Annotated in this window: 15 protein-coding genes; 4 read left to right on the top strand and 11 right to left on the bottom strand. The window is 31.1% G+C overall.

The annotated features are described in order from the left end of the window. Window positions 1-6: 6 nt before the first annotated feature. From Q0J35_RS05005 to Q0J35_RS04995, 3 genes are read right to left on the bottom strand one after another with little or no spacing between them, the layout of a single operon-like run. Window positions 7-3033: an efflux RND transporter permease subunit gene (locus Q0J35_RS05005; RefSeq protein WP_297193741.1), complete on the bottom strand. Its 3027-nt coding sequence runs from the start codon at window positions 3031-3033 to the stop codon at window positions 7-9. Continuing rightward, the gene (locus tag Q0J35_RS05000; RefSeq protein ID WP_094325658.1) at window positions 3033-3740 is read right to left on the bottom strand and encodes an efflux RND transporter periplasmic adaptor subunit; all 708 of its coding nucleotides are present in this window, start codon (window positions 3738-3740) and stop codon (window positions 3033-3035) included. The genes Q0J35_RS05005 and Q0J35_RS05000 overlap by 1 nt, the downstream gene beginning before the upstream one ends. Before the next feature lie 20 nt (window positions 3741-3760). After that, window positions 3761-5032 carry a TolC family protein gene (locus tag Q0J35_RS04995; RefSeq protein ID WP_297193707.1) on the bottom strand — a complete coding sequence of 424 codons (1272 nt, stop codon included), beginning with the start codon at window positions 5030-5032 and terminating at the stop codon, window positions 3761-3763. Between the two features lie 83 nt (window positions 5033-5115). Here Q0J35_RS04995 and lepA point away from each other — a divergent pair, with 83 nt between their 5' ends. The 3 genes from lepA (at window position 5116) to Q0J35_RS04980 (ending at window position 9199) form a co-directional block, all read left to right on the top strand. Then, window positions 5116-6906 (top strand): translation elongation factor 4, encoded by a 1791-nt coding sequence (lepA, locus tag Q0J35_RS04990; RefSeq protein WP_297193705.1) that lies wholly within the window; start codon window positions 5116-5118, stop codon window positions 6904-6906. Window positions 6907-7161: 255 nt separating this feature from the next. Beyond that, window positions 7162-7557, top strand: a complete 396-nt coding sequence (locus Q0J35_RS04985) for a hypothetical protein (RefSeq protein WP_297193703.1) — start codon at window positions 7162-7164, stop codon at window positions 7555-7557. Between the two features lie 7 nt (window positions 7558-7564). Beyond that, on the top strand, window positions 7565-9199 hold the full coding sequence (locus tag Q0J35_RS04980; protein WP_297193701.1) for a DUF4105 domain-containing protein: 1635 nt from the start codon (window positions 7565-7567) through the stop codon (window positions 9197-9199). Window positions 9200-9208: 9 nt separating this feature from the next. Here the strand turns inward: Q0J35_RS04980 and Q0J35_RS04975 are convergent, their stop codons facing one another. From Q0J35_RS04975 to flgH, 8 genes are all read right to left on the bottom strand, one after another. Then, window positions 9209-10993 (bottom strand): aminopeptidase P family protein, encoded by a 1785-nt coding sequence (locus tag Q0J35_RS04975; protein ID WP_297193699.1) that lies wholly within the window; start codon window positions 10991-10993, stop codon window positions 9209-9211. A 9-nt stretch (window positions 10994-11002) separates the two neighbouring features. After that, window positions 11003-12514 carry a peptide MFS transporter gene (locus Q0J35_RS04970; RefSeq protein ID WP_297193697.1) on the bottom strand — a complete coding sequence of 504 codons (1512 nt, stop codon included), beginning with the start codon at window positions 12512-12514 and terminating at the stop codon, window positions 11003-11005. Between the two features lie 8 nt (window positions 12515-12522). Next, window positions 12523-12864: a hydrogenase maturation nickel metallochaperone HypA gene (locus tag Q0J35_RS04965; protein ID WP_297193694.1), complete on the bottom strand. Its 342-nt coding sequence runs from the start codon at window positions 12862-12864 to the stop codon at window positions 12523-12525. Further along, window positions 12864-13838: a hydrogenase expression/formation protein HypE gene (hypE, locus tag Q0J35_RS04960; protein WP_273403664.1), complete on the bottom strand. Its 975-nt coding sequence runs from the start codon at window positions 13836-13838 to the stop codon at window positions 12864-12866. The genes Q0J35_RS04965 and hypE overlap by 1 nt, the downstream gene beginning before the upstream one ends. Next, window positions 13839-14927: a hydrogenase formation protein HypD gene (gene hypD / locus Q0J35_RS04955; RefSeq protein WP_297193690.1), complete on the bottom strand. Its 1089-nt coding sequence runs from the start codon at window positions 14925-14927 to the stop codon at window positions 13839-13841. Next, a complete protein-coding gene (locus tag Q0J35_RS04950; protein WP_297193688.1) occupies window positions 14911-15192 on the bottom strand; it encodes a HypC/HybG/HupF family hydrogenase formation chaperone in 282 nt (93 codons plus the stop codon). The genes hypD and Q0J35_RS04950 overlap by 17 nt, the downstream gene beginning before the upstream one ends. Continuing rightward, on the bottom strand, window positions 15170-15877 hold the full coding sequence (hypB, locus tag Q0J35_RS04945; protein ID WP_363315702.1) for a hydrogenase nickel incorporation protein HypB: 708 nt from the start codon (window positions 15875-15877) through the stop codon (window positions 15170-15172). The genes Q0J35_RS04950 and hypB overlap by 23 nt, the downstream gene beginning before the upstream one ends. A 130-nt stretch (window positions 15878-16007) precedes the next feature. Then, window positions 16008-16709: a flagellar basal body L-ring protein FlgH gene (gene flgH / locus Q0J35_RS04940; RefSeq protein WP_297193686.1), complete on the bottom strand. Its 702-nt coding sequence runs from the start codon at window positions 16707-16709 to the stop codon at window positions 16008-16010. 79 nt (window positions 16710-16788) lie between these two features. Between flgH and pta the strand changes: the two genes are divergently transcribed. Beyond that, complete coding sequence (gene pta, locus Q0J35_RS04935) at window positions 16789-18294, top strand: phosphate acetyltransferase (RefSeq protein WP_297193684.1); 1506 nt, start codon at window positions 16789-16791, stop codon at window positions 18292-18294. The last annotated feature ends 15 nt before the right edge of the window (window positions 18295-18309 follow it).

Here is an 18309-nt window from a genome sequence, read left to right as displayed (position 1 = left end):
GTTTATTTATTTTAATTCTTCTCTTTGGTAAATTTTTCTAATCTTTACATCAAGCTTATAAGCAAATTCAAAGATAGTAGGCACAACAAGCAGTGTCAAAATGGTGGAGCTAACAAGCCCAAATATAACAGCTATCGCCATTGGAGAATTTCCCTCATAGCCTGAACCTCTTGAAAGTGCAAGTGGTAACATAGCACAAATCATAGCAAAAGAGGTCATCAAAATAGCTCTAAGTCTTGATTTACCAGCTATTATCAAGGCTTCATCTACATTAAAGCCTTCTTTGCATTTTTTGTTTGCCACATCTACAAGCAAGATAGCATTTTTTCCAACCATACCAAAAAGTAATATTATTGCAACTAGAACAAAAAGAGAAAAATTATTTCCCGTCAAAAATAGACCAAGACAAGTTCCAGCAAATGCTAGAGGCATACTCACCATAATCACAAAAGGTAGTATCAAGCTTTCATAAAGTGCAGCTAATACAAGATATATCAACACAAAAGCTAAAAGTATGGACATCACAAAACCCATAACAGTTTCATCTAAAAGATCTATAAAACCAGCAAAATCATAACTTAAATTTGAATTATCGCCCAAAATATAGTCTATATTATCAAGTATAAGTTTTTTTACTTCACCTAAACTTATATCAGTATTACTAGCATTGATTTTTACGCTTGTGCTTTTATTGTATCTATTTATTGATGCTAAATTTGTTTGATATACCAAGCTTACAACGGATTCTAAATCAAGACTTTGCCCTTTATCATTTTTTATTTGAATCTTTTTTAAGCTTTCTATGTCTTTTTTATAATCTTTGTCAAAACTTAATATAATTTCATCTTTAAAAGCTCCTAAATCCATATTTCCTACGCTAAGTTGAGAAAAAGAATAAGACAAAACTCCAGCTAAATATTCTAAATCAACACCAAGCCTAGTAGCCTTTTGTCTATCTACAAAAACTGCTAATTCTTCCTTTGTGGAATTAGCATCATCGTCTATATTAACGATGTTAGGATTCTTTGCTAAAAGCTCTTTTGCTCTAGAACTTGCTTTTAAAATTTCGTTTAAATCATCTCCAAGAACTAAAAATTGTATAGGAGAATCCACACCAGCACCTTCGAATTTAGGCATATCTAAAACTCTTATTTTAAGATCGCTATAACTTAGTTTTTTTCTATACTCTTCTACTATCTTAGGTTGTCTTTCATCTCTTTTACTAAGTTCTTTTAATTTTACATAAATTTTAGCTTTCTTACTTTCCATAGAATCTGTATATCCAACGAGTAAATAAGCGTATTCAACTCTTTTATCAGCCTTTATTTCCTGCAAAATTTTTAAAGATTTGACTTTCATAGCTTCTAAACTCAAATCTGTTCTATTTTCTATCATAACCTGAAATTCGCTATCATCTTCCATAGGCAAGAAATCAAGACCTAATCTAGTAGCTAAAAAAAAGCAAAGCAAAATGACAACAAAAGATGCTAATAAAAATTTAGCCTTATGTTTTAAAATGCTTCCTAATAACATTTCATATCTATGTTCTAAGCTGTTAAAAAAAGGCTCACTTTTATAGTAAAATTTGCTTTTCTTGCTGGAAAAAAATCTAGCACTTAAGCTAGGTATCAAAAATATAGCTACTAAAAAGCTTACTACAACGCCGCTAGCAACGCTTATGCCAAGAGCATTAAAGAAAAGTCCCGGTATAGAATGCATATAAGCAATAGGCACAAAAACACAAAGCAAAACAACGCTTATACTAAGAACAGAAAAGCCTATTTCGCTTATGCCTTCATAAGCCGCCTGTAAAGGTGGAAGCTTTTCATCTATTTTTTTTGCTATATGCTCTATAACAACTATCGCATCATCAACAAATATACCTATACTAAGAGTAAGTGCTATAAGTGTTAAACGATTTAAATCATATCCCATCAAATCTATCAAAAAAAATGTAGATATTATAGAGGTTGGTATAGCAACACAAGCTATTAAGGTAGCACTTATACTCCTTAAAAAAAGATACACTATAAGCACAGTTAAAATAATACCAAGAAACATATCAAAAATTACTTGATAAAGATGTTTGCTTATGTTTTCACTTTTATTATAAACAGCTTCTATGACAATATCTTTACCAGCTATTTTTTCAAGATTTGAAAGCTCGTTTTTTACATTACTTATAGTTTCAAGAGCGTTGTATCTACTGACTTTATTTATTTCAAGCAAAACCCCTTCTTGCAAATCTTTGATAGCGATTTGTTTTTTATCTTCTAAATCCTGCTCTATCTTTGCTATATCTTTTAGAAAAAGTCCCGGTAATACTATGATATCTTCTAGCTCTTTTAAAGACGTGGCTTCAAAATAACCTTTTATTATATAATTTTTCTTATCATTTTCAAGCTCTCCAAGTGCTTGTTTGAAATTCTGTTTTTTTATCAAATTTGCTATTTCTAAGGCATTAAGATTATATTTTTGTAGCAAAGCTGGTTCAAGTTTTATTCTAATTTGTGGCTCTAGATAAGCTACTGTATCGATTTTTCCTACTCCACTTATCCTTTGTAATTTAGGCTTTATTTTTTCATTTACAGCTCTCATTAATGCTATATTGTCATTATTTTTTGAATAAACAAAAAGAGATATAACAGAACCTGCCTCTGAATTTAGCTTTTCTACTTCTGGTTTTGCTGGTAACGATAAAGAGCCTATCCTATCTCTTACGTCATTTGCCGCCACTTCTAAATCTTTATCAAGCTCAAATTCCATAACGGTTACAGTGAAATTATCAAAAGAACTTGAAGATATAGTCTTTATGCCATCTATATCGCTAAGAGCATTTTCTATCTCTTTAGTAACTTTTGATTCTATGTATTTTAAATCCCCGCTTAGTTTTGTGCTTACTTTAATTATCGGCACATTGACGCTAGGAAACAAATTCACACTCATACTAAAGGCTGAAATCAAGCCAAATATTATCAAAGCCACAAAAAACATTAAAACCGTTATAGGTCTATTTATAGCTATTTTATACATCATTTTATAATTATACTCCCTTCTCCAAAAAGTCCAACTGTAAGCCCTGTGGTATAGGCTTCTGCGTAAATTTTTCTATTTTTGACATCTATGCTAGGATAAATAAGATCTATTTTTGCTTCTTTTTCTTCGTTTGCAACCTTATATCTATATGTTTGACCTATTTTTACTTTATCTTTGTATTTTTCATCAAAGCTTAGTAAAAGTTTTACTTGCGGATATGAAAAAATTTCAAAAAGTTTTTGAGAAGTCGGAGAAACGCCTTCACCTACATTTATAAATTTATTTGCCACTATAGCATCATAAGGTGCTTTTAAGGTCTTTTTTTCTAAAGCATCTTCATATCGTTTTATGTTTAATTCAGCCTTTTTTGCTTTTAATCTAGCTTCTTCAAAGGCACCTTGCATATCTTCAAAACTTTGACTGTCTAAGACATCTTTTACCTTGCTAAATTTAGAAAGTTTGCTTTTGCTATTGTTAAGCTCTGTTAAAGCTAGCTCGTAGTCATTTTTAGCCAATTGCAAAGCTATTTTTTCGGAACTGTTTTCAAGCTCTAAAAGAACATCGCCCTTTTTTACAAGTTGAGAAGGCTTGACAAAAATCTGCTTCACCACTCCAGCTGTTTCCATAGCAAGAAAGCTTTGATTCATAGCATAAACATCAAAATAAGCATAAACCTCTTCCGCTTTTAAACAAGAAATAAACATAAATGTAAATATAAAAAATCTCACCTTTGTATCCTTTCTCTTATGTCAAGTCCGGCTAAGAAATAATATCTAGCTTTAGCTATTTCGTATTCATTTTTTGCCAATTCAAGCCTACTTATAGAATTAAACTTATCATCAAGTGCTTTTAAATAGTCATTTAAAGATTTTAATCCACTTTTATATTTCTTATCTATACTTTCAAAGCTTAAATTTGAAGCATCTAAATTTAGCTCTAAAGCACTTATTTGCTCCTTTAAAACCTGTAATTCCTTTAAGCTATATTCAAGTTCAGCCTTATTTTTTCTTTCATTTAATCTTGTTTGTAGTTTTTTCGAGTAAAAGTCAAGTCTGCTATTTTCAAGCTCCGAACTTCTTAACTTAAAATCAAAAATTTTCCACTGCATAGCTATTATGAATTGATTATTTTGTGAATGCCTTTTAAAATACCTATCCACGAAATTTATGGCAAAAGGCGGCAAGGTGTTTGGGATACTAAAATCAAAATTATTTTGATAAAAACCGTAATTGTTTTGTATGTAAAAAGTTGGATAAAATTTAGAACGTGCTATATCTAAATTTAATTTTGCTAAATTTTCTTCTTCTCTTGCTATTTTTACTTCTATGCTATCTGTGCTATGGTATTTTGGTTCTTGCAAAGAGCTTATTTTGCTTGGGACAAGCCTTTCTTTGCTAAGTATAAAAATCTCCTTTTCAATCTCATTTAATTTAAGCTCATTTTTCATACGCTCTATCTTGCTTTGATGATATACAGCCTTTATGCTTTCAAATTCTTCTTTGCTTTTTAAACCTGCTAAAAACATCTTTTGAGCGTTATTAAGACTGTTTTGCAAAAAATTTTCTTTAGCCTTACTTGCTGATATTATTTTTTCTAAACTTAGATAATTAAAATAAAGAACACAAGCTTTATACACTGTATTTTGCTTTGTAAATTGTGAATTTAAAAGAGCTAAATTTTGCATACTTTTTGCACCTTTAAACTGTGCCTCTCTTTTACCTCCATCATATATTATATAAGATAAAGAAAAAACTGCATATAAACTCTCTTTAGCCCTATCTATAAAAACATCTCCATTATTTGCGTTATAAGCACTTTCTAAACTTATACTTGGAAAATAAGCACTTAAAGCTTTGTCTTTTTCATTATTTGCTTTTAAAATTTCGTTTTCTTTTATCAAATTTGTTTCATTTCTTAGACTAAGCTCTATAAAATCCTCTAAATTTACAGCATATAACGACAATGACAAAAAAACAAATATAGCGATTCTAAGCATAAAAATAATCCTAAACTTTGTTTAATTATATTAAATTTTTCTTTAAAGCAAGTTTTGCTAGAATGTGCGATTTAGGAAGTAAAATGAGTAATATTAGAAATTTTTCAATCATAGCACATATAGACCACGGAAAAAGCACATTAGCAGATAGGATAATTAGCGAATGCAATGCTATAAACGAAAGACAGATGAGCTCTCAAGTGCTTGATACTATGGATATAGAAAAAGAAAGAGGCATAACCATAAAAGCACAGTCCGTAAGACTTGAGTATGAATTTGAAAAAGAAAAATATATCTTAAATTTGATAGATACTCCAGGACATGTTGATTTTTCATACGAAGTTAGCAAATCTTTGGCAAGTTGCGAGGGTGCTTTGCTTGTAGTAGATGCTTCTCAAGGAGTTGAAGCCCAAACCATAGCAAATGTTTATGTAGCCTTAGAAAATAATCTTGAAATAATACCGGTTATAAACAAAATAGATCTTCCTTCAGCCGATATAAACAAAGTAAAACACGAAATAGAGCACATCATAGGCATAGATTGCTCAAATGCAATCTGCGTAAGTGCAAAAACTGGCGAAGGTATAAAAGAACTCTTAGAAAATATAATAAAAAAAATTCCAGCTCCAAAAATAGATGAGAATTCCCCTACTAAAGCTTTGATTTATGATTCTTGGTTTGATAATTACCTTGGAGCCTTGGCTTTGATTAGAATTTATGATGGTAGCATTAAAAAAAATGAGGAAGTTTTAATAATGTCTTCTGGAAAAAAGCACAATGTTTTGGAGCTTTTATACCCTCACCCAATAAGTCAAAAAAAGACAAATATTTTAAAATCAGGAGAGGTAGGCATTGTAGTTTTAGGACTTAAAAATGTTTCTGATTTACAAGTAGGCGATACTATAACTTGCACAAAAAATGAAGCAAAAGAAGCTATAGCTGGTTTTGAAAAGGCAAAAGCCTTTGTTTTTGCAGGAATTTACCCTATAGATACTGATAAATTTGAAGATTTAAGAGATGCACTTGATAAACTTAAGCTAAATGACAGCTCCATAACATACGAACCAGAAACATCTCTAGCTCTTGGCTTTGGTTTTAGAGTCGGGTTTTTAGGGCTTTTGCATATGGAAGTTGTAAAAGAGAGGTTAGAAAGAGAATTTAAGCTTGATTTAATAGCATCAGCACCAACAGTTACTTACGAAGTGCATTTAAACGATGGCACGGTAATAAACATACAAAATCCTAGCGAACTTCCACCTGTAAATAAAATAAATTTTATAAAAGAACCATTTGTAAAGGCTACAATAATCACTCCGAGTGAATTTGTAGGAAATTTAATAACACTTTTAAATAGAAAAAGAGCTATGCAAACAAAGATGGATTATATAGATACTACTAGAGTTTTGCTTGAATACGATATACCTTTAAATGAAATAATAATGGATTTTTATGACAAGCTAAAATCTCTAAGCAAGGGCTATGCTAGTTTTGATTATGAGCCTATAGAATTTAGAGAAGCAGACCTTGTAAAACTTGATATAAAGGTAGCTGGAGAAAATGTAGATGCTTTAAGCGTAATAGTGCCAAAAGAACAAGCACAAACTAAGGGCAGAGAGCTTGTAAAAGCTATGAAAGAAATAGTGCCTAGACAGCTCTTTGAAGTAGCTATTCAAGCAAGCATAGGCTCAAAAATAATAGCTAGAGAAACCGTAAAATCAATGGGAAAAAATGTAACAGCAAAGTGCTATGGAGGAGATATAACCAGAAAAAGAAAGCTCTTAGAAAAACAAAAAGAAGGTAAAAAGCGTATGAAAGCTATAGGCAAAGTGCATTTGCCGCAAGAAGCTTTTTTGTCTGTGCTTAAGATAGATTGATATAAAAATTTATTTTTAAATTTAGGTGATTTATGAGAAAAGTTAGGGCAAAAATATAGGCATTAATCTTGCATATAACAAAAATCTTTTTGTAAATGAGCTTAAACTGTTAGACTTTTTTGTGTAAAGAGCTAAATACCCTAATGTTTGGCTTTGAACTAAAACTTTTTAAAGATAGAATTTCTTAATTTACATTTCGTTTTTTTTTTTTTTTTGTAAAATCAAAGTCACTGATTTTAATTTAAGGAGTTTTTAATGTTTAAACATCTATGTATGGCTACTTTAGTGGCTTTAGCTTTTAGTGCTTGCACAACAATAACAAATGCAAGCAAAGGGCAAATTACAGAGCAAGAAGTGCAAATAAACACTTCAACAGGTGAAAAGGTTGTTGCAACCGTAGGTGTTTTAAAAGTAAGCATACCTGGTAAAGTTAGAATAAATAGAAGTAGCGGTGCTACTATAACTGTTTTATCAAGTGACAATCCTGGTTTTCAAAATAGCGAACTTGTAATACCTGGTAAAGAAAGTTTTAATCCGTGGTTTTTAGGAAATATCACAATAGGCGGAACACTAGGTTCTACAACTGACGGGATAACTGGGTCTATGTGGTCTTATTCTCAAGAAAGCTATACAGTGCCTATTAGAAAATAAGCTTAGTTTGAAAAAAGTCTTTTTGTTTCTTTTGCTATTTAATTTATTATATGCTACACAAAAAGACTTGAAATTTTATGAGGATAAAATCTGGTTAAATTTGCTTCATTTTGACGATAAAAAATCCGTCATACAAGGCAATTCCTCATTTTTTCTAGCAAAAGATGGATACAAAAATCCTAAAAATGAATTTAAAAAAACAGTAAAAGGTCTTTTAGCCTACATAAATACAAACGATAAAACCGTGCTTTGCAAATACCCAGCACGTACTTTTTTTATATCAAAAAAGATAAATAGTGATTTTTTAATACAAGCCTTAAGCGAGTGTGAAGAATTAGAAGATTACCTAAAAATAGTTGTCTTAGATGAATTGTATCTTGATTTTGCAGCTGAAAGCACTAATTATATAGCCTCTACTATGGGACATCTTTATCTACATATAAAAGGCAAAGCAAAGCAAGATTTTAATAAAACATCCTTGGGGCAAAAAGTAGAATTTAAAAAAGGAGATACTCGCTCTTACGCACTTTCTTATCACGCGATAGTAGGAGATATAGATCCGCTTGGATATTTAAAGGCTTTAAGTGGAAATTTAAGCGGGTATTATGCCTTAAATTTATACGAAGAAAGCGAATTTTTATATCTCAAACAAGAAAAAAGAAATATATATAAACTTAAACTAAATATAAATGAAGAGCAAAAACAACTTTTTAGATTGCATTTGTTTGAATTAAAAGATATAAATGTGCATTATTCTTTCGTTACAAATAACTGCACAGACGGAATTTCTAGAATTTTATCTGTGCTCGATGAAAAGTATGAAGCCAGTAAAAACAAGCCTTTTATCACACCAAATGAATACATAAAAGAATTAAATAGTAAAAATTTAATAGAAAATTTGCAAATTGTAAGTCCTGAAGAAAAGAAAGAATTTTATCAAAAACAAGGCTATAATGATATATTTAAAACAGCTCCTAGCTCAACTTTTGCGACCGCTTTTTCAAGCCAAAAGCAAGTTTATGTGTATTTTTCACCTATATACTCGGATATAAAAAACAGTAATTACGCTTATAAAGAACTAAGCGAATCAAGACTTATGTCTTTGAAGTTGGGTTTTGATGAAAAAAATATATTTATCAAAAATCTTGAACTAGTGCATTTATTTTCCATAAATGATATAAAAGATACACAGTCTTTTTCAAAATTTTTAGACATTTCTTTAAAAGAGAATTTGTATAAAAGAGTTAAAGGAAAATATCTAGATGAGTTAAATGAGGATACAAGATTTAATCCTCAAGTAGAATTTGGCTATGGACTTGGAACTTATTACAAACAGTTAAGCCTTTATGCGATTCCTATATTATCGTATAGATATGATAATATACACAATGTAGCACTTGGAGTAAAAGCTGGTTTTGTGCTTAGTTTTTATAAGGCTAGAATTCAAAGTGAATTAAACAAATACTTTGATTTAAAGGTAAATAACAGAGGTTATGATTTTGGAGTTGAAAATTCGTTGTCTTTTAATATTCTAAAAAACACAGATTTTTTCATAAGACATAATTTTTACAAAAATAACACAAAAATTTATAAAATAAAAAAGCTAAATAACCTAGATCTAGGATTTAGCTTAAATTTTTAAATTGCAAACTTATAAAGCAGATGTTTTTTGCTCTAACCATTTTCTTTCATTTGTCTTAAGATAAGGAGATAATTTTTTGAAAACCAAACTATGATAGTCATTAAGCCACTTTATTTCTTTTTCATCTAAAAGATTTTTATCTATGAGTTTTTTCTCAAAAGGACAAAGCGTAACCGTTTTAAAACAATTAAAATTTCCAAATTCGCTATCTTTTAAAGAAGTTGCCTCGTCTATATATGCTAAATTTTCAAGCCTAATTCCCCATTTTCCCTCTCTATAAACTCCCGGTTCTATGGAGCTTAAAACACCTATTTTAGCTTTATTATTATCATTATTTTTTGCGTGGTAAGAAAGCACTATAGGTGCCTCATGGACGTTTAAAAAATACCCTACCCCGTGTCCTGTTCCGTGCTTGTATTCAAAGCCTTCTTCCCACATCTTAGCCCTTGCTATGCTGTCTATTAAGACTAAGTTTATATTTCTTGGAAATACGGCTTTACTCATAGATATTAACGATTTTAGCACCGTTGTGTAATCTTTTTTATACTCTTTTTTTACCTTACCAACGCTTACAACCCTTGTTATATCTGTTGTGCCATTTTGATACTGTGCTCCTGAATCAATTAGTAAAAGTCCGTCTGCTTTGATATACGAAAAGCTGTCTTCTTTTGCACGGTAGTGCGGCAAAGCAGCATTAGCATTAAAAGCTGCTATAGTAGCAAAAGAATCGCACAGATAAAGATCGTTTTTGCTTCTAAACTCGCATAATTTTTTGTCTATGTCTAACTCGCTAAGCAAAATTCCTTTTTTAATAGCCCTTTCAAACCAAATAAAAAATTTACATAAAGCAACACCATCATTTACCATAGCATCTTTTAAATTTAAAAGCTCTTTTGGTTTTTTACAAGCTTTTAGTATGGTGCTAGGATTTGTATCTTTTATAAGCTTATTTTTTTGTTTTTTAAACAATTTAGCTATAAAAAAACTATTTTTATTAGGGTCTATTAAAAGTCTTAAATTCTTTTTAGAAGCTATAAAATCAAAGCAAGTTTCGTATTCTTTTATAAAAATTTTATCCTTTTGTAGCTTTTGTTTTAGCTTACTGTCTAGTTTTTTGCTATCTACAAATAAAAAAGCCTCATTTTCATCTATATATAAAAATGACAAAAAAACAGGATTGTAATCCACATCAAGCCCTCTTAAATTTGTGATATAAGCTATATCATCAAGGCTTGAAATAAAATTAGCATTTGCTTTTTTAAGACTCATTTCCTCTCTAATTTTTGTGAGCTTAGCAAGTCTATTTTCTCCGCAAAAAATAGCTCTTTGCTCGAAAATTTTCTCGCTTGGCAAAAGAGGTTTATCAGTCCAAATTTCATCTACTAAATCTATGTTTTTTAGTTTTGAGTTTTTGCTTTTAACAAGCTTTTTAAGCTCTATAGCTTGGTGCATAGAAAGTTTTTTAAAATCTATTCCTATGGTAGAATTATTTTTCAATTTTTCTTTTAAAAATGTTGTAAAATCAGTAGATACTATGCCTTGTATATTGCTATCTTTAAGCTCTTTTTTCATTTGAATTTCATATCTGCCATCACTTATCAAAAAAGCTTCTTTTAAAAATACAAGCAAGGTCCCAGCAGAACCTTTAAAACCGCTTATATACTGCCTTTGCAAAAAGCATTCGGCTGGATATTCGCTTAAATGAATATCAAAAGAAGGGATTATAAAAAGACTAAGGGACTTTTTTTTCATCAAAGACTGCAAAGTTTTGATTCTATCGGCATAAATACTCATCTTTTATCCTTAAATTCTATCTTTTTTCAAAATTTTATATATAGGTTTTTTGATTACAAATACAATAAACGCTACAACAAAAAGCATAATAACACAGTTCATAAAAATATTTGGAAGATTATTTATATTTTCCAAATTTACACCCCCACCTATGAGACCTGCTACTAAATTTCCTAGAGATATGCTTACGAAAAAAAGCCCCATAACTTGATTTTGCAAAATTTTAGGAGCTATTTTTGTCATTATAGACATACCAACAGGTGATAAGCAAAGCTCTCCTATTGTTAGACAAAACAAAGAAGCAACCATCCATAGATAAGAAACTTTGTTTTGAGAATTTTCTAAAACAGAAAGTGCGGCAAAATACATAATCAAAAAAGCAAGTCCTGCAAAAACAAGTCCTAAAACAAATTTAGACATAGAATCAAGATCCTTTTGTCTTTTAGCCAAGAAAATCCACAAAAAGCTTAATAATGGTGCAAAGATTATTATAAAAAATGAATTTAAGGCTTGAAACCAAGTAGCTGGAATTTCAAAATTAAAAATCATTCTATCCATAAAATCTTTAGCAAAGAGGTTGTAGGTAGTTGGTTGCTGTTCAAATACAGACCAAAAAAATGCAGAAGCTATAAATAATATCACAAAAAGAAATAAATTCTTCTTTTCATCTAGGCTTACTGAAGGCAAAAAAAGCAATACTATAAAATAAAGCAAAGAGACAAGAGCTATGATAACGGTCATATAAGTTGCTATTGCTACTGGATTAAGCTTTACTACACCAAAAATACAAAGTGCTATAAATATAGCTAGTAGTATGGAGGAAAAAATAATCACATATTTTAAAAAAAGCTGCTTTTTGACAGGTTCTTTCCAAGCACTATCTACTCCTATATTTTTTTCAAATTCCTCAAAATCGGGTATAGTTTTAAAATAAAATATCGCTAAAGAAAGCAACATACCAAGACCACCTATGCCAAGACCTATGTGCCAACCATAAAGCTCGCTAAAAAATCCGCATATAAGTGGTGCTATCAAAGCACCTAAATTTATCCCCATATAAAAAAGAGTAAAACCAGCATCTCTTCTAGTGTCATTTTGTTTATAAAGCATTCCGACCATAACAGAAGAGCAAGTTTTAAAAAGTCCTGTGCCAATTACTATAAGAACAAGTCCTATATAAAACATAAAGCTGTAAAAATAAGAAAATGCTATGCTTAAATGCCCCAAAGCCACAACAACAGCTCCCATAAAAACTGCTCTTTTTTGACCTAGATAATTATCAGCTATGTAGCCTCCGGGCAAGGTAGCAAGATATAATGCCCCAGCAAAAATTCCCATAATAGCACTTGCATTTTCCTCGCCAAGTCCAAGCCCTCCGGATAATACCCCAGCACTCATAAAAAAAACTAACAAGGCTCTAATGCCATAGTAAGAAAATCTTTCCCAAAATTCTACAGCAGAAAGCGACATTAAAGGCTTTGGGTGTCCTAAAAAAGCCGTATTTAAATCATTTTTTTTCATTTTAAACCTTAACTCATACAAAGTCTCATTAGATAAAGCTCCTCGCCGTCTATTATTTTTAAGTCTTTTGACTTACATTTTGGGCAAAGAAAGATATTATTTTCTAAAATTCCTTCAAATCCGCAAACACAAGCTACAGTTACATCAGCAACATCTAAGAAAAGGGTGGCTTTTTTGCAAAATAAAGAATTTTCTTTAAAAGTCTCAAAACATCTTTGAAACAAATCAACCTCAACGCCACTTAAACGACCTATCTTTACATAAACCTCATCTACTAAAGAAGCGTTATTTTTCTTTGCCTCTTCTTCACACTGTCTTATTAAAGCTTCTACTATGGATAATTCGTGCATTAACAAATCCTTGGCAAAAGCTCACCTTTTGGGGCTTCTAAAAACCGCTTAGCCCCATAAGCATTTTGTATGATTACTCTAGATTCCTTGCTTGGTAAAATTTCGCCTATTACATTCGCATTTTTGTTAAATTTTCTTAAAAGCTCTACTGCTTTTTTTTCGTCTTTTTTATCAATGCAAAGCAAAAAAGTTCCTTCATTTGCAAGCTCGTAAGCTTCGTATCCAAAAAGCTCACAAAGACCTGCAACTTCGTCTTTTATAGATATTTTTTCCTCATAAACAAGTATGTCAAATTTGCTATGCAAGCTCCATTCATTAAGAACAGCACTGATTCCACCTCTTGTAGCGTCTCTCATACAGATTATTTCTAAATTTTCATTTAAAAGTGTAAAAACTTCATCATATAAACACTTACAATCACTTTTAATGTCAGCTTCAAGCTCATTTCTCTGAACTAAAACAGAAGCACCGTGCCTACCTATATCGCCCGATAATATTATAGAAAGACCTTCTTTAATATTTTTTGTTTCTAGTTTTTTTATACTTTTACCAAAAACTGTTGTATTTATATAAATTTCATCTGCCTTGCCTTTTGGGACAACCTTAGTATCACCACAGACTATTTTTACACCAATTTTTTCACTTTCTTTTTTAATGCTATTTAAAATTTTCTCAAAGCTAGAAAAAGAAAATCCCTCTTCTATTATGAAAGCTAAGCTCATATATAAAGGCTTAGCACCAACCATTAAAACATCATTTACAGAACCACAAACGCAAAGCTTGCCTATATTTACCTCATCATCTAAAAATATCGGACTAAGAGTAAAGCTATCAGTGCTAAGAGCAAATCCATCAAACAATGCAGCATCATTTGCCTGTCTTAAAATTTCATTATCAAGACTTGAAAAAATTTTGCCTATAAGCTCAGACATTTCCTCGCCTCCGCCCCCGTGGGCTAGTTGAATTTCTTTCATTTACATAGCCTTTGAGTATTTATAATAAGCCGCACACGCACCCTCTGATGAAACCATACAGCTTCCTATAGGACTTTTAGGGGTGCAAGCCTTAGCAAAAACCTTGCATTCATAAGGCTTTGCAAGTCCTCTTAAAATTTGACCGCAGATACAGGCCTTGCTTTCTTTTTTGCTTTCAACTTCACAATCAAAAATTTTAGAAGCGTCATAAATGCTAAATTCAGACCTTAATTCTAAGCCTGAATTTTTTATAAGCCCAAGTCCTCTAAACTCAAAATCGCAAGGCTTAAAGTATTTATTTACCAAAGCTTGTGCCTTAGTGTTACCAAATTCACTAACCGCCCTTTTGTATTGATTAAATACTTCAAATTTTGACTCATTCATTTGTAAGACTATATTTAACACAGACTGCATTATATCAACTGGCTCAAAACCGCTTACTGCTATTGGAGTTTTGTATTTTTTTGCTATATCTTCATAAATTTTGTAACCTGTTATAACGCTTACATGAGACGGTCCTAAAAATGCGTCTATTTTTACATTTTCATCTTGCATTATACTATGTATAGCCGCTGGCACTGTGATATGATTTATATGAAAAAAGACATTTTTTATTTCTTTTTCTATAACTTTTTCAAGCAAAAGAGCAGTCATTGGCGTAGTGGTTTCAAAACCAAGTGCAAAAAATATCACCTTTTTATCGGTATTTTCACTAGCTATTTTTAAAACATCAAGAGGAGAATACAAAGCCCTTACATCAGCACCTTTTGCACGAAGCTCAAGTAATGATATCTTACTTCCTGGGATTCTTAGCAAATCACCTAAGGTGCAAAATATCACATCTTTATTTGATGCTAATTTTATAGCAATATCTATCCTTTCTCTTGGCATAACACAAACAGGACAGCCCGGTCCGTGTATGAAATTTATCTGTTCTGGCAAGATACTTGGCAAAGCATATTTCATAATGCTATGAGTATGCCCTCCGCAAATTTCCATTATATTTATATTATTTTTGATGTTTTTTTCTATAAGTTTTTTAAAAGCTAGTATGGTATCCTTTGAGCGAAATTCATCTATAAAGTTCATTAAATCCTAAATTCCCTTCATTTTCATCTATCTCGCCATTTTGCATTTTTGAAGCTATATCTTCATACATTTTTATACTTTCTTTAGCGTATTCTTTATCGATTTTTTCCATAGCAACACCAACATGGATTAAAACAAAATCACCGACCTCACATCTTTCAGGCACAAGATCTAAATTTACCTTTCTTTTTACTCCAAGTGTTTGAACTAAAGCATTGTTGTATTCATCTATTTCTAAAATTTCAGACGGTATGGACAGACACATCTTTTACTTCCTTTCTTAAAAATTCAAGCCATTCGTTTAAATTTGTCCCGTTTTTTGCGTCAAGCTTTATAACCCTTACGTTTGGATTTAACTCCTTACAAGCTTTTATAGCCTCATCAAAGTTAAAGTCAAAATGAGGTGCTAAATCAGACTTTGAAATGACAACCACATCAGCCTTTCTAAACATAACAGGATATTTTTGAGGCTTATCGCTACCTTCGGTAACAGATAATAAAACAACATTTATATGCTCTCCTAAGGCGTATGAAGCTGGGCACACTAAATTTCCAACATTTTCTATAAATAGCAATTGAGTTTCTTTTAAATCTATATGATTAAGTGCTTTATGTATCATTAAAGCATCTAAATGGCAAGTTTGTCCGGTGGTGATTTGATAGGCTTTTGCACCGGCTTTGATTACTCTATTTGCGTCATTGTTTGTTTCCAAATCTCCTTCTATAACAGAAATAAAAAACTCATCTTTTAAAGCCTTTATAGTGCTTTCTAAAAGCGTTGTTTTACCGCTTCCAGCAGAGGACATTAAATTTATACACAATACTTTATTTTCATCAAAATGTTTTTTATTGTGCATTGCTTCTTCCATATTTTTATAAAGTATTTGTTTCTCAACAACAACTTCTTTTTTTTCTTCAACTTTGTTAGAACAGCCACAGTTTTTACACATTATAATGCCTTTTAAATTATTTAAGATTAAGCGATTGTATAAAATTTTAGATACTTTGTCAATAATAAGATTTTGTTAGTATAATTAAAATTTAAAAAGATAAATTGGGCTTTAAACAAGCCCAACATTTTTAATAAGGCCAAATAGCTTCAAAGATACTAATGCCCCAAGGCTTTTTGGTGCTTCTTGCAACATCTCCTTCTGTTTTATACAAAATTCTAGCATCAGCTATATATCTACTATCTATGGTATTATCTTGCCCTATATCATAAGGTCTTATAACTCCACTTAGCTGTATAGTTTGCTTTTCTCCATTTATCAAAAGCTCCCTTGATCCTTCTATAAAATAATTTCCATTCGATAAAATTTTAATAACTCTAGTTGAAATAGTAGTGTTAAAGCTTTCATTTCTGCTTTGAGAACCTTCTCCAGTGAAATTTCTAGTCGATGTGCTTTGCATACCTATATTTGAGTAATCACTTATAGTATTTGCAACAGAACTTAAAGCCCCACCAGCTGTTATAGTAGCTCCACCTAAATTTGTGTTATTTGTTTTTGAGGTAGATTTATCAGCCTGTGTGCTTTGAGTGGTGCTTTCTTGTATTACAACTGTTACCAAATCATTCACATTCATAGCCTTTTTGTCTGAAAACAAAGGATTATCTCCTTTGCCAAACAAAGATCCGGGAGAAATTTCTACATTATTGCTATGTTTTGGCTCAAGCTCTTCAACATAAGCTGGCGGTGCCATACTGATTTGTGGTTCTATGCTAGCAGTGCAAGCTGAAAAAACAAAAAGTAACAATAATAAACAAAAACTTCTAACTTTCATAGCTCCTCCTTGATATAAAATCATTTTTTTATTAAAATGAAAGCAAATTAAGTTCCAAATTTAGTAAGGAGGTATTTTTATGAAAAGTTTATATCTTATACGAACAAAAGATGAGGATTTAAGTTTTAGTATAAGTGAAAAAATGTTACAGAGCATAGCTCAAAAATACAAAAATATATGTATTTTTACTCCCGTTTTTGCTCCTGTAGATGAAAGACTCTTAAAAGAACTTATATCGAAATTTAAATTAAAACAAGAGTTTAACAAAACATACGCTTTTTCAGAAGAAGAAGCTTTAGAAAGTTATGTTAAAGATAAAAATATCTTTTTACAAGGACTTATATCTGCTTTTGAGAAACTGAAAGAAGAATATGATTTTGTTTTTGTTTTAGGGCTATCGTCATTTGGAGTATTAGGGCTTTTTGAAATGAATGTAAAATTTGCAAAAGAACTTAATACGCCTATTTTTGCTATCAATTTTAGACAAGATAAAACAGTTAATAACTATCTAAGCGAAAAGCTAGACTGTGTAGAATTTGTAGAAATAAATGACAAATTTGATTTAAATAAATTTTACGAGGTAAAAGAGTATAATTTCGTTACACAAAATCGTTTTTCTTACCAAACAGTTAAATTGGCTAAAAAGAATAAGAAAAAAGTTGTTTTGCCAGAAAGTGATGATGATAGAATTTTACAAGCTGCAGCTATATTGCTTCAACAAGAACTTGTAGATGTTGTGCTTTTAGGAGATGAAGCTCTTATAAAACGTAGGGCTAAAGAGCTAAATATAAATATACATAAGGCTGAAATTTTAAATAATCAAGCTTCACCTCTACATTCTGAATTTGCAAAAATTTTATATGAAGCTAGAAAACACAAAGGTATGAGTGAAAATGAGGCGAAAGAGCTTGTAAAAGATAGAACATATTTTGGGACTATGTTAGTGCATACAAATAAAGCCGATGCTATGGTAAGTGGAGCTTCTACAACCACAGCCGAGACAATAAGACCTGCGTTACAATTTGTAAAAACAAAAGACGGAGTAAGCGTAGTTTCTGGTATGTTTTTTATGCTTTTAGAGGATAGAGTTTTGGTATTTGCAGATTGTGCTGTTACTACAAATCCTACTCCAGAGCAGTTAGCAGAGATAGCTTACTCAAGTGCAAACACTGCAAAAGCTTTTGGTATGAATCCTAAGGTGGCTATGTTGTCCTACTCTACTGGAAGTAGTGGAAGTGGCGTTAGCGTAGATGCTATAAAAGAAGCTTTAGCTATAGCAAAAGAAAGATACCCTGATTTAGAGATAAATGGACCGCTACAGTTTGATGCAGCTATTGACATAAAAACAGCAAAAAGCAAGATGCCAAACTGTTCTGTGGCAGGACATGCGAATGTATTTATCTTTCCTGATTTAAATGCAGCAAATATATGTTACAAAGCGGTGCAAAGAACAGCAAATACTTTAGCGGTTGGACCTATATTACAAGGTCTTAAAAAGCCTATTAACGATCTTTCTAGAGGTTGTTTAGTAGATGATATAGTAAATACAGTTATACTAAGTGCGATACAAGCACAATCAAAATAATTAAGAAAAGGATAA

It is taken from the genome of uncultured Campylobacter sp., from assembly GCF_944323605.1.
Classification (GTDB): Bacteria; Campylobacterota; Campylobacteria; order Campylobacterales; family Campylobacteraceae; genus Campylobacter_D.
The sequence above is the reverse complement of the archived record's forward strand: the minus strand, read 5'-3'. Positions and strand labels throughout refer to the sequence as shown.

Coding starts and splice junctions, on each gene's coding strand:
- Q0J35_RS05005 (WP_297193741.1), bottom strand. CDS start 3,033: ATGTATAAAATAGCTATAAATAGACCTATAACGGTTTTAATGTTTTTT.
- Q0J35_RS05000 (WP_094325658.1), bottom strand. CDS start 3,740: ATGTTTATTTCTTGTTTAAAAGCGGAAGAGGTTTATGCTTATTTTGAT.
- Q0J35_RS04995 (WP_297193707.1), bottom strand. CDS start 5,032: ATGCTTAGAATCGCTATATTTGTTTTTTTGTCATTGTCGTTATATGCT.
- lepA (WP_297193705.1), top strand. CDS start 5,116: ATGAGTAATATTAGAAATTTTTCAATCATAGCACATATAGACCACGGA.
- Q0J35_RS04985 (WP_297193703.1), top strand. CDS start 7,162: ATGTTTAAACATCTATGTATGGCTACTTTAGTGGCTTTAGCTTTTAGT.
- Q0J35_RS04975 (WP_297193699.1), bottom strand. CDS start 10,993: ATGAGTATTTATGCCGATAGAATCAAAACTTTGCAGTCTTTGATGAAA.
- Q0J35_RS04970 (WP_297193697.1), bottom strand. CDS start 12,514: ATGAAAAAAAATGATTTAAATACGGCTTTTTTAGGACACCCAAAGCCT.
- Q0J35_RS04965 (WP_297193694.1), bottom strand. CDS start 12,864: ATGCACGAATTATCCATAGTAGAAGCTTTAATAAGACAGTGTGAAGAA.
- hypE (WP_273403664.1), bottom strand. CDS start 13,838: ATGAAAGAAATTCAACTAGCCCACGGGGGCGGAGGCGAGGAAATGTCT.
- hypD (WP_297193690.1), bottom strand. CDS start 14,927: ATGAACTTTATAGATGAATTTCGCTCAAAGGATACCATACTAGCTTTT.
- Q0J35_RS04950 (WP_297193688.1), bottom strand. CDS start 15,192: ATGTGTCTGTCCATACCGTCTGAAATTTTAGAAATAGATGAATACAAC.
- hypB (WP_363315702.1), bottom strand. CDS start 15,877: ATGTGTAAAAACTGTGGCTGTTCTAACAAAGTTGAAGAAAAAAAAGAA.
- flgH (WP_297193686.1), bottom strand. CDS start 16,709: ATGAAAGTTAGAAGTTTTTGTTTATTATTGTTACTTTTTGTTTTTTCA.
- pta (WP_297193684.1), top strand. CDS start 16,789: ATGAAAAGTTTATATCTTATACGAACAAAAGATGAGGATTTAAGTTTT.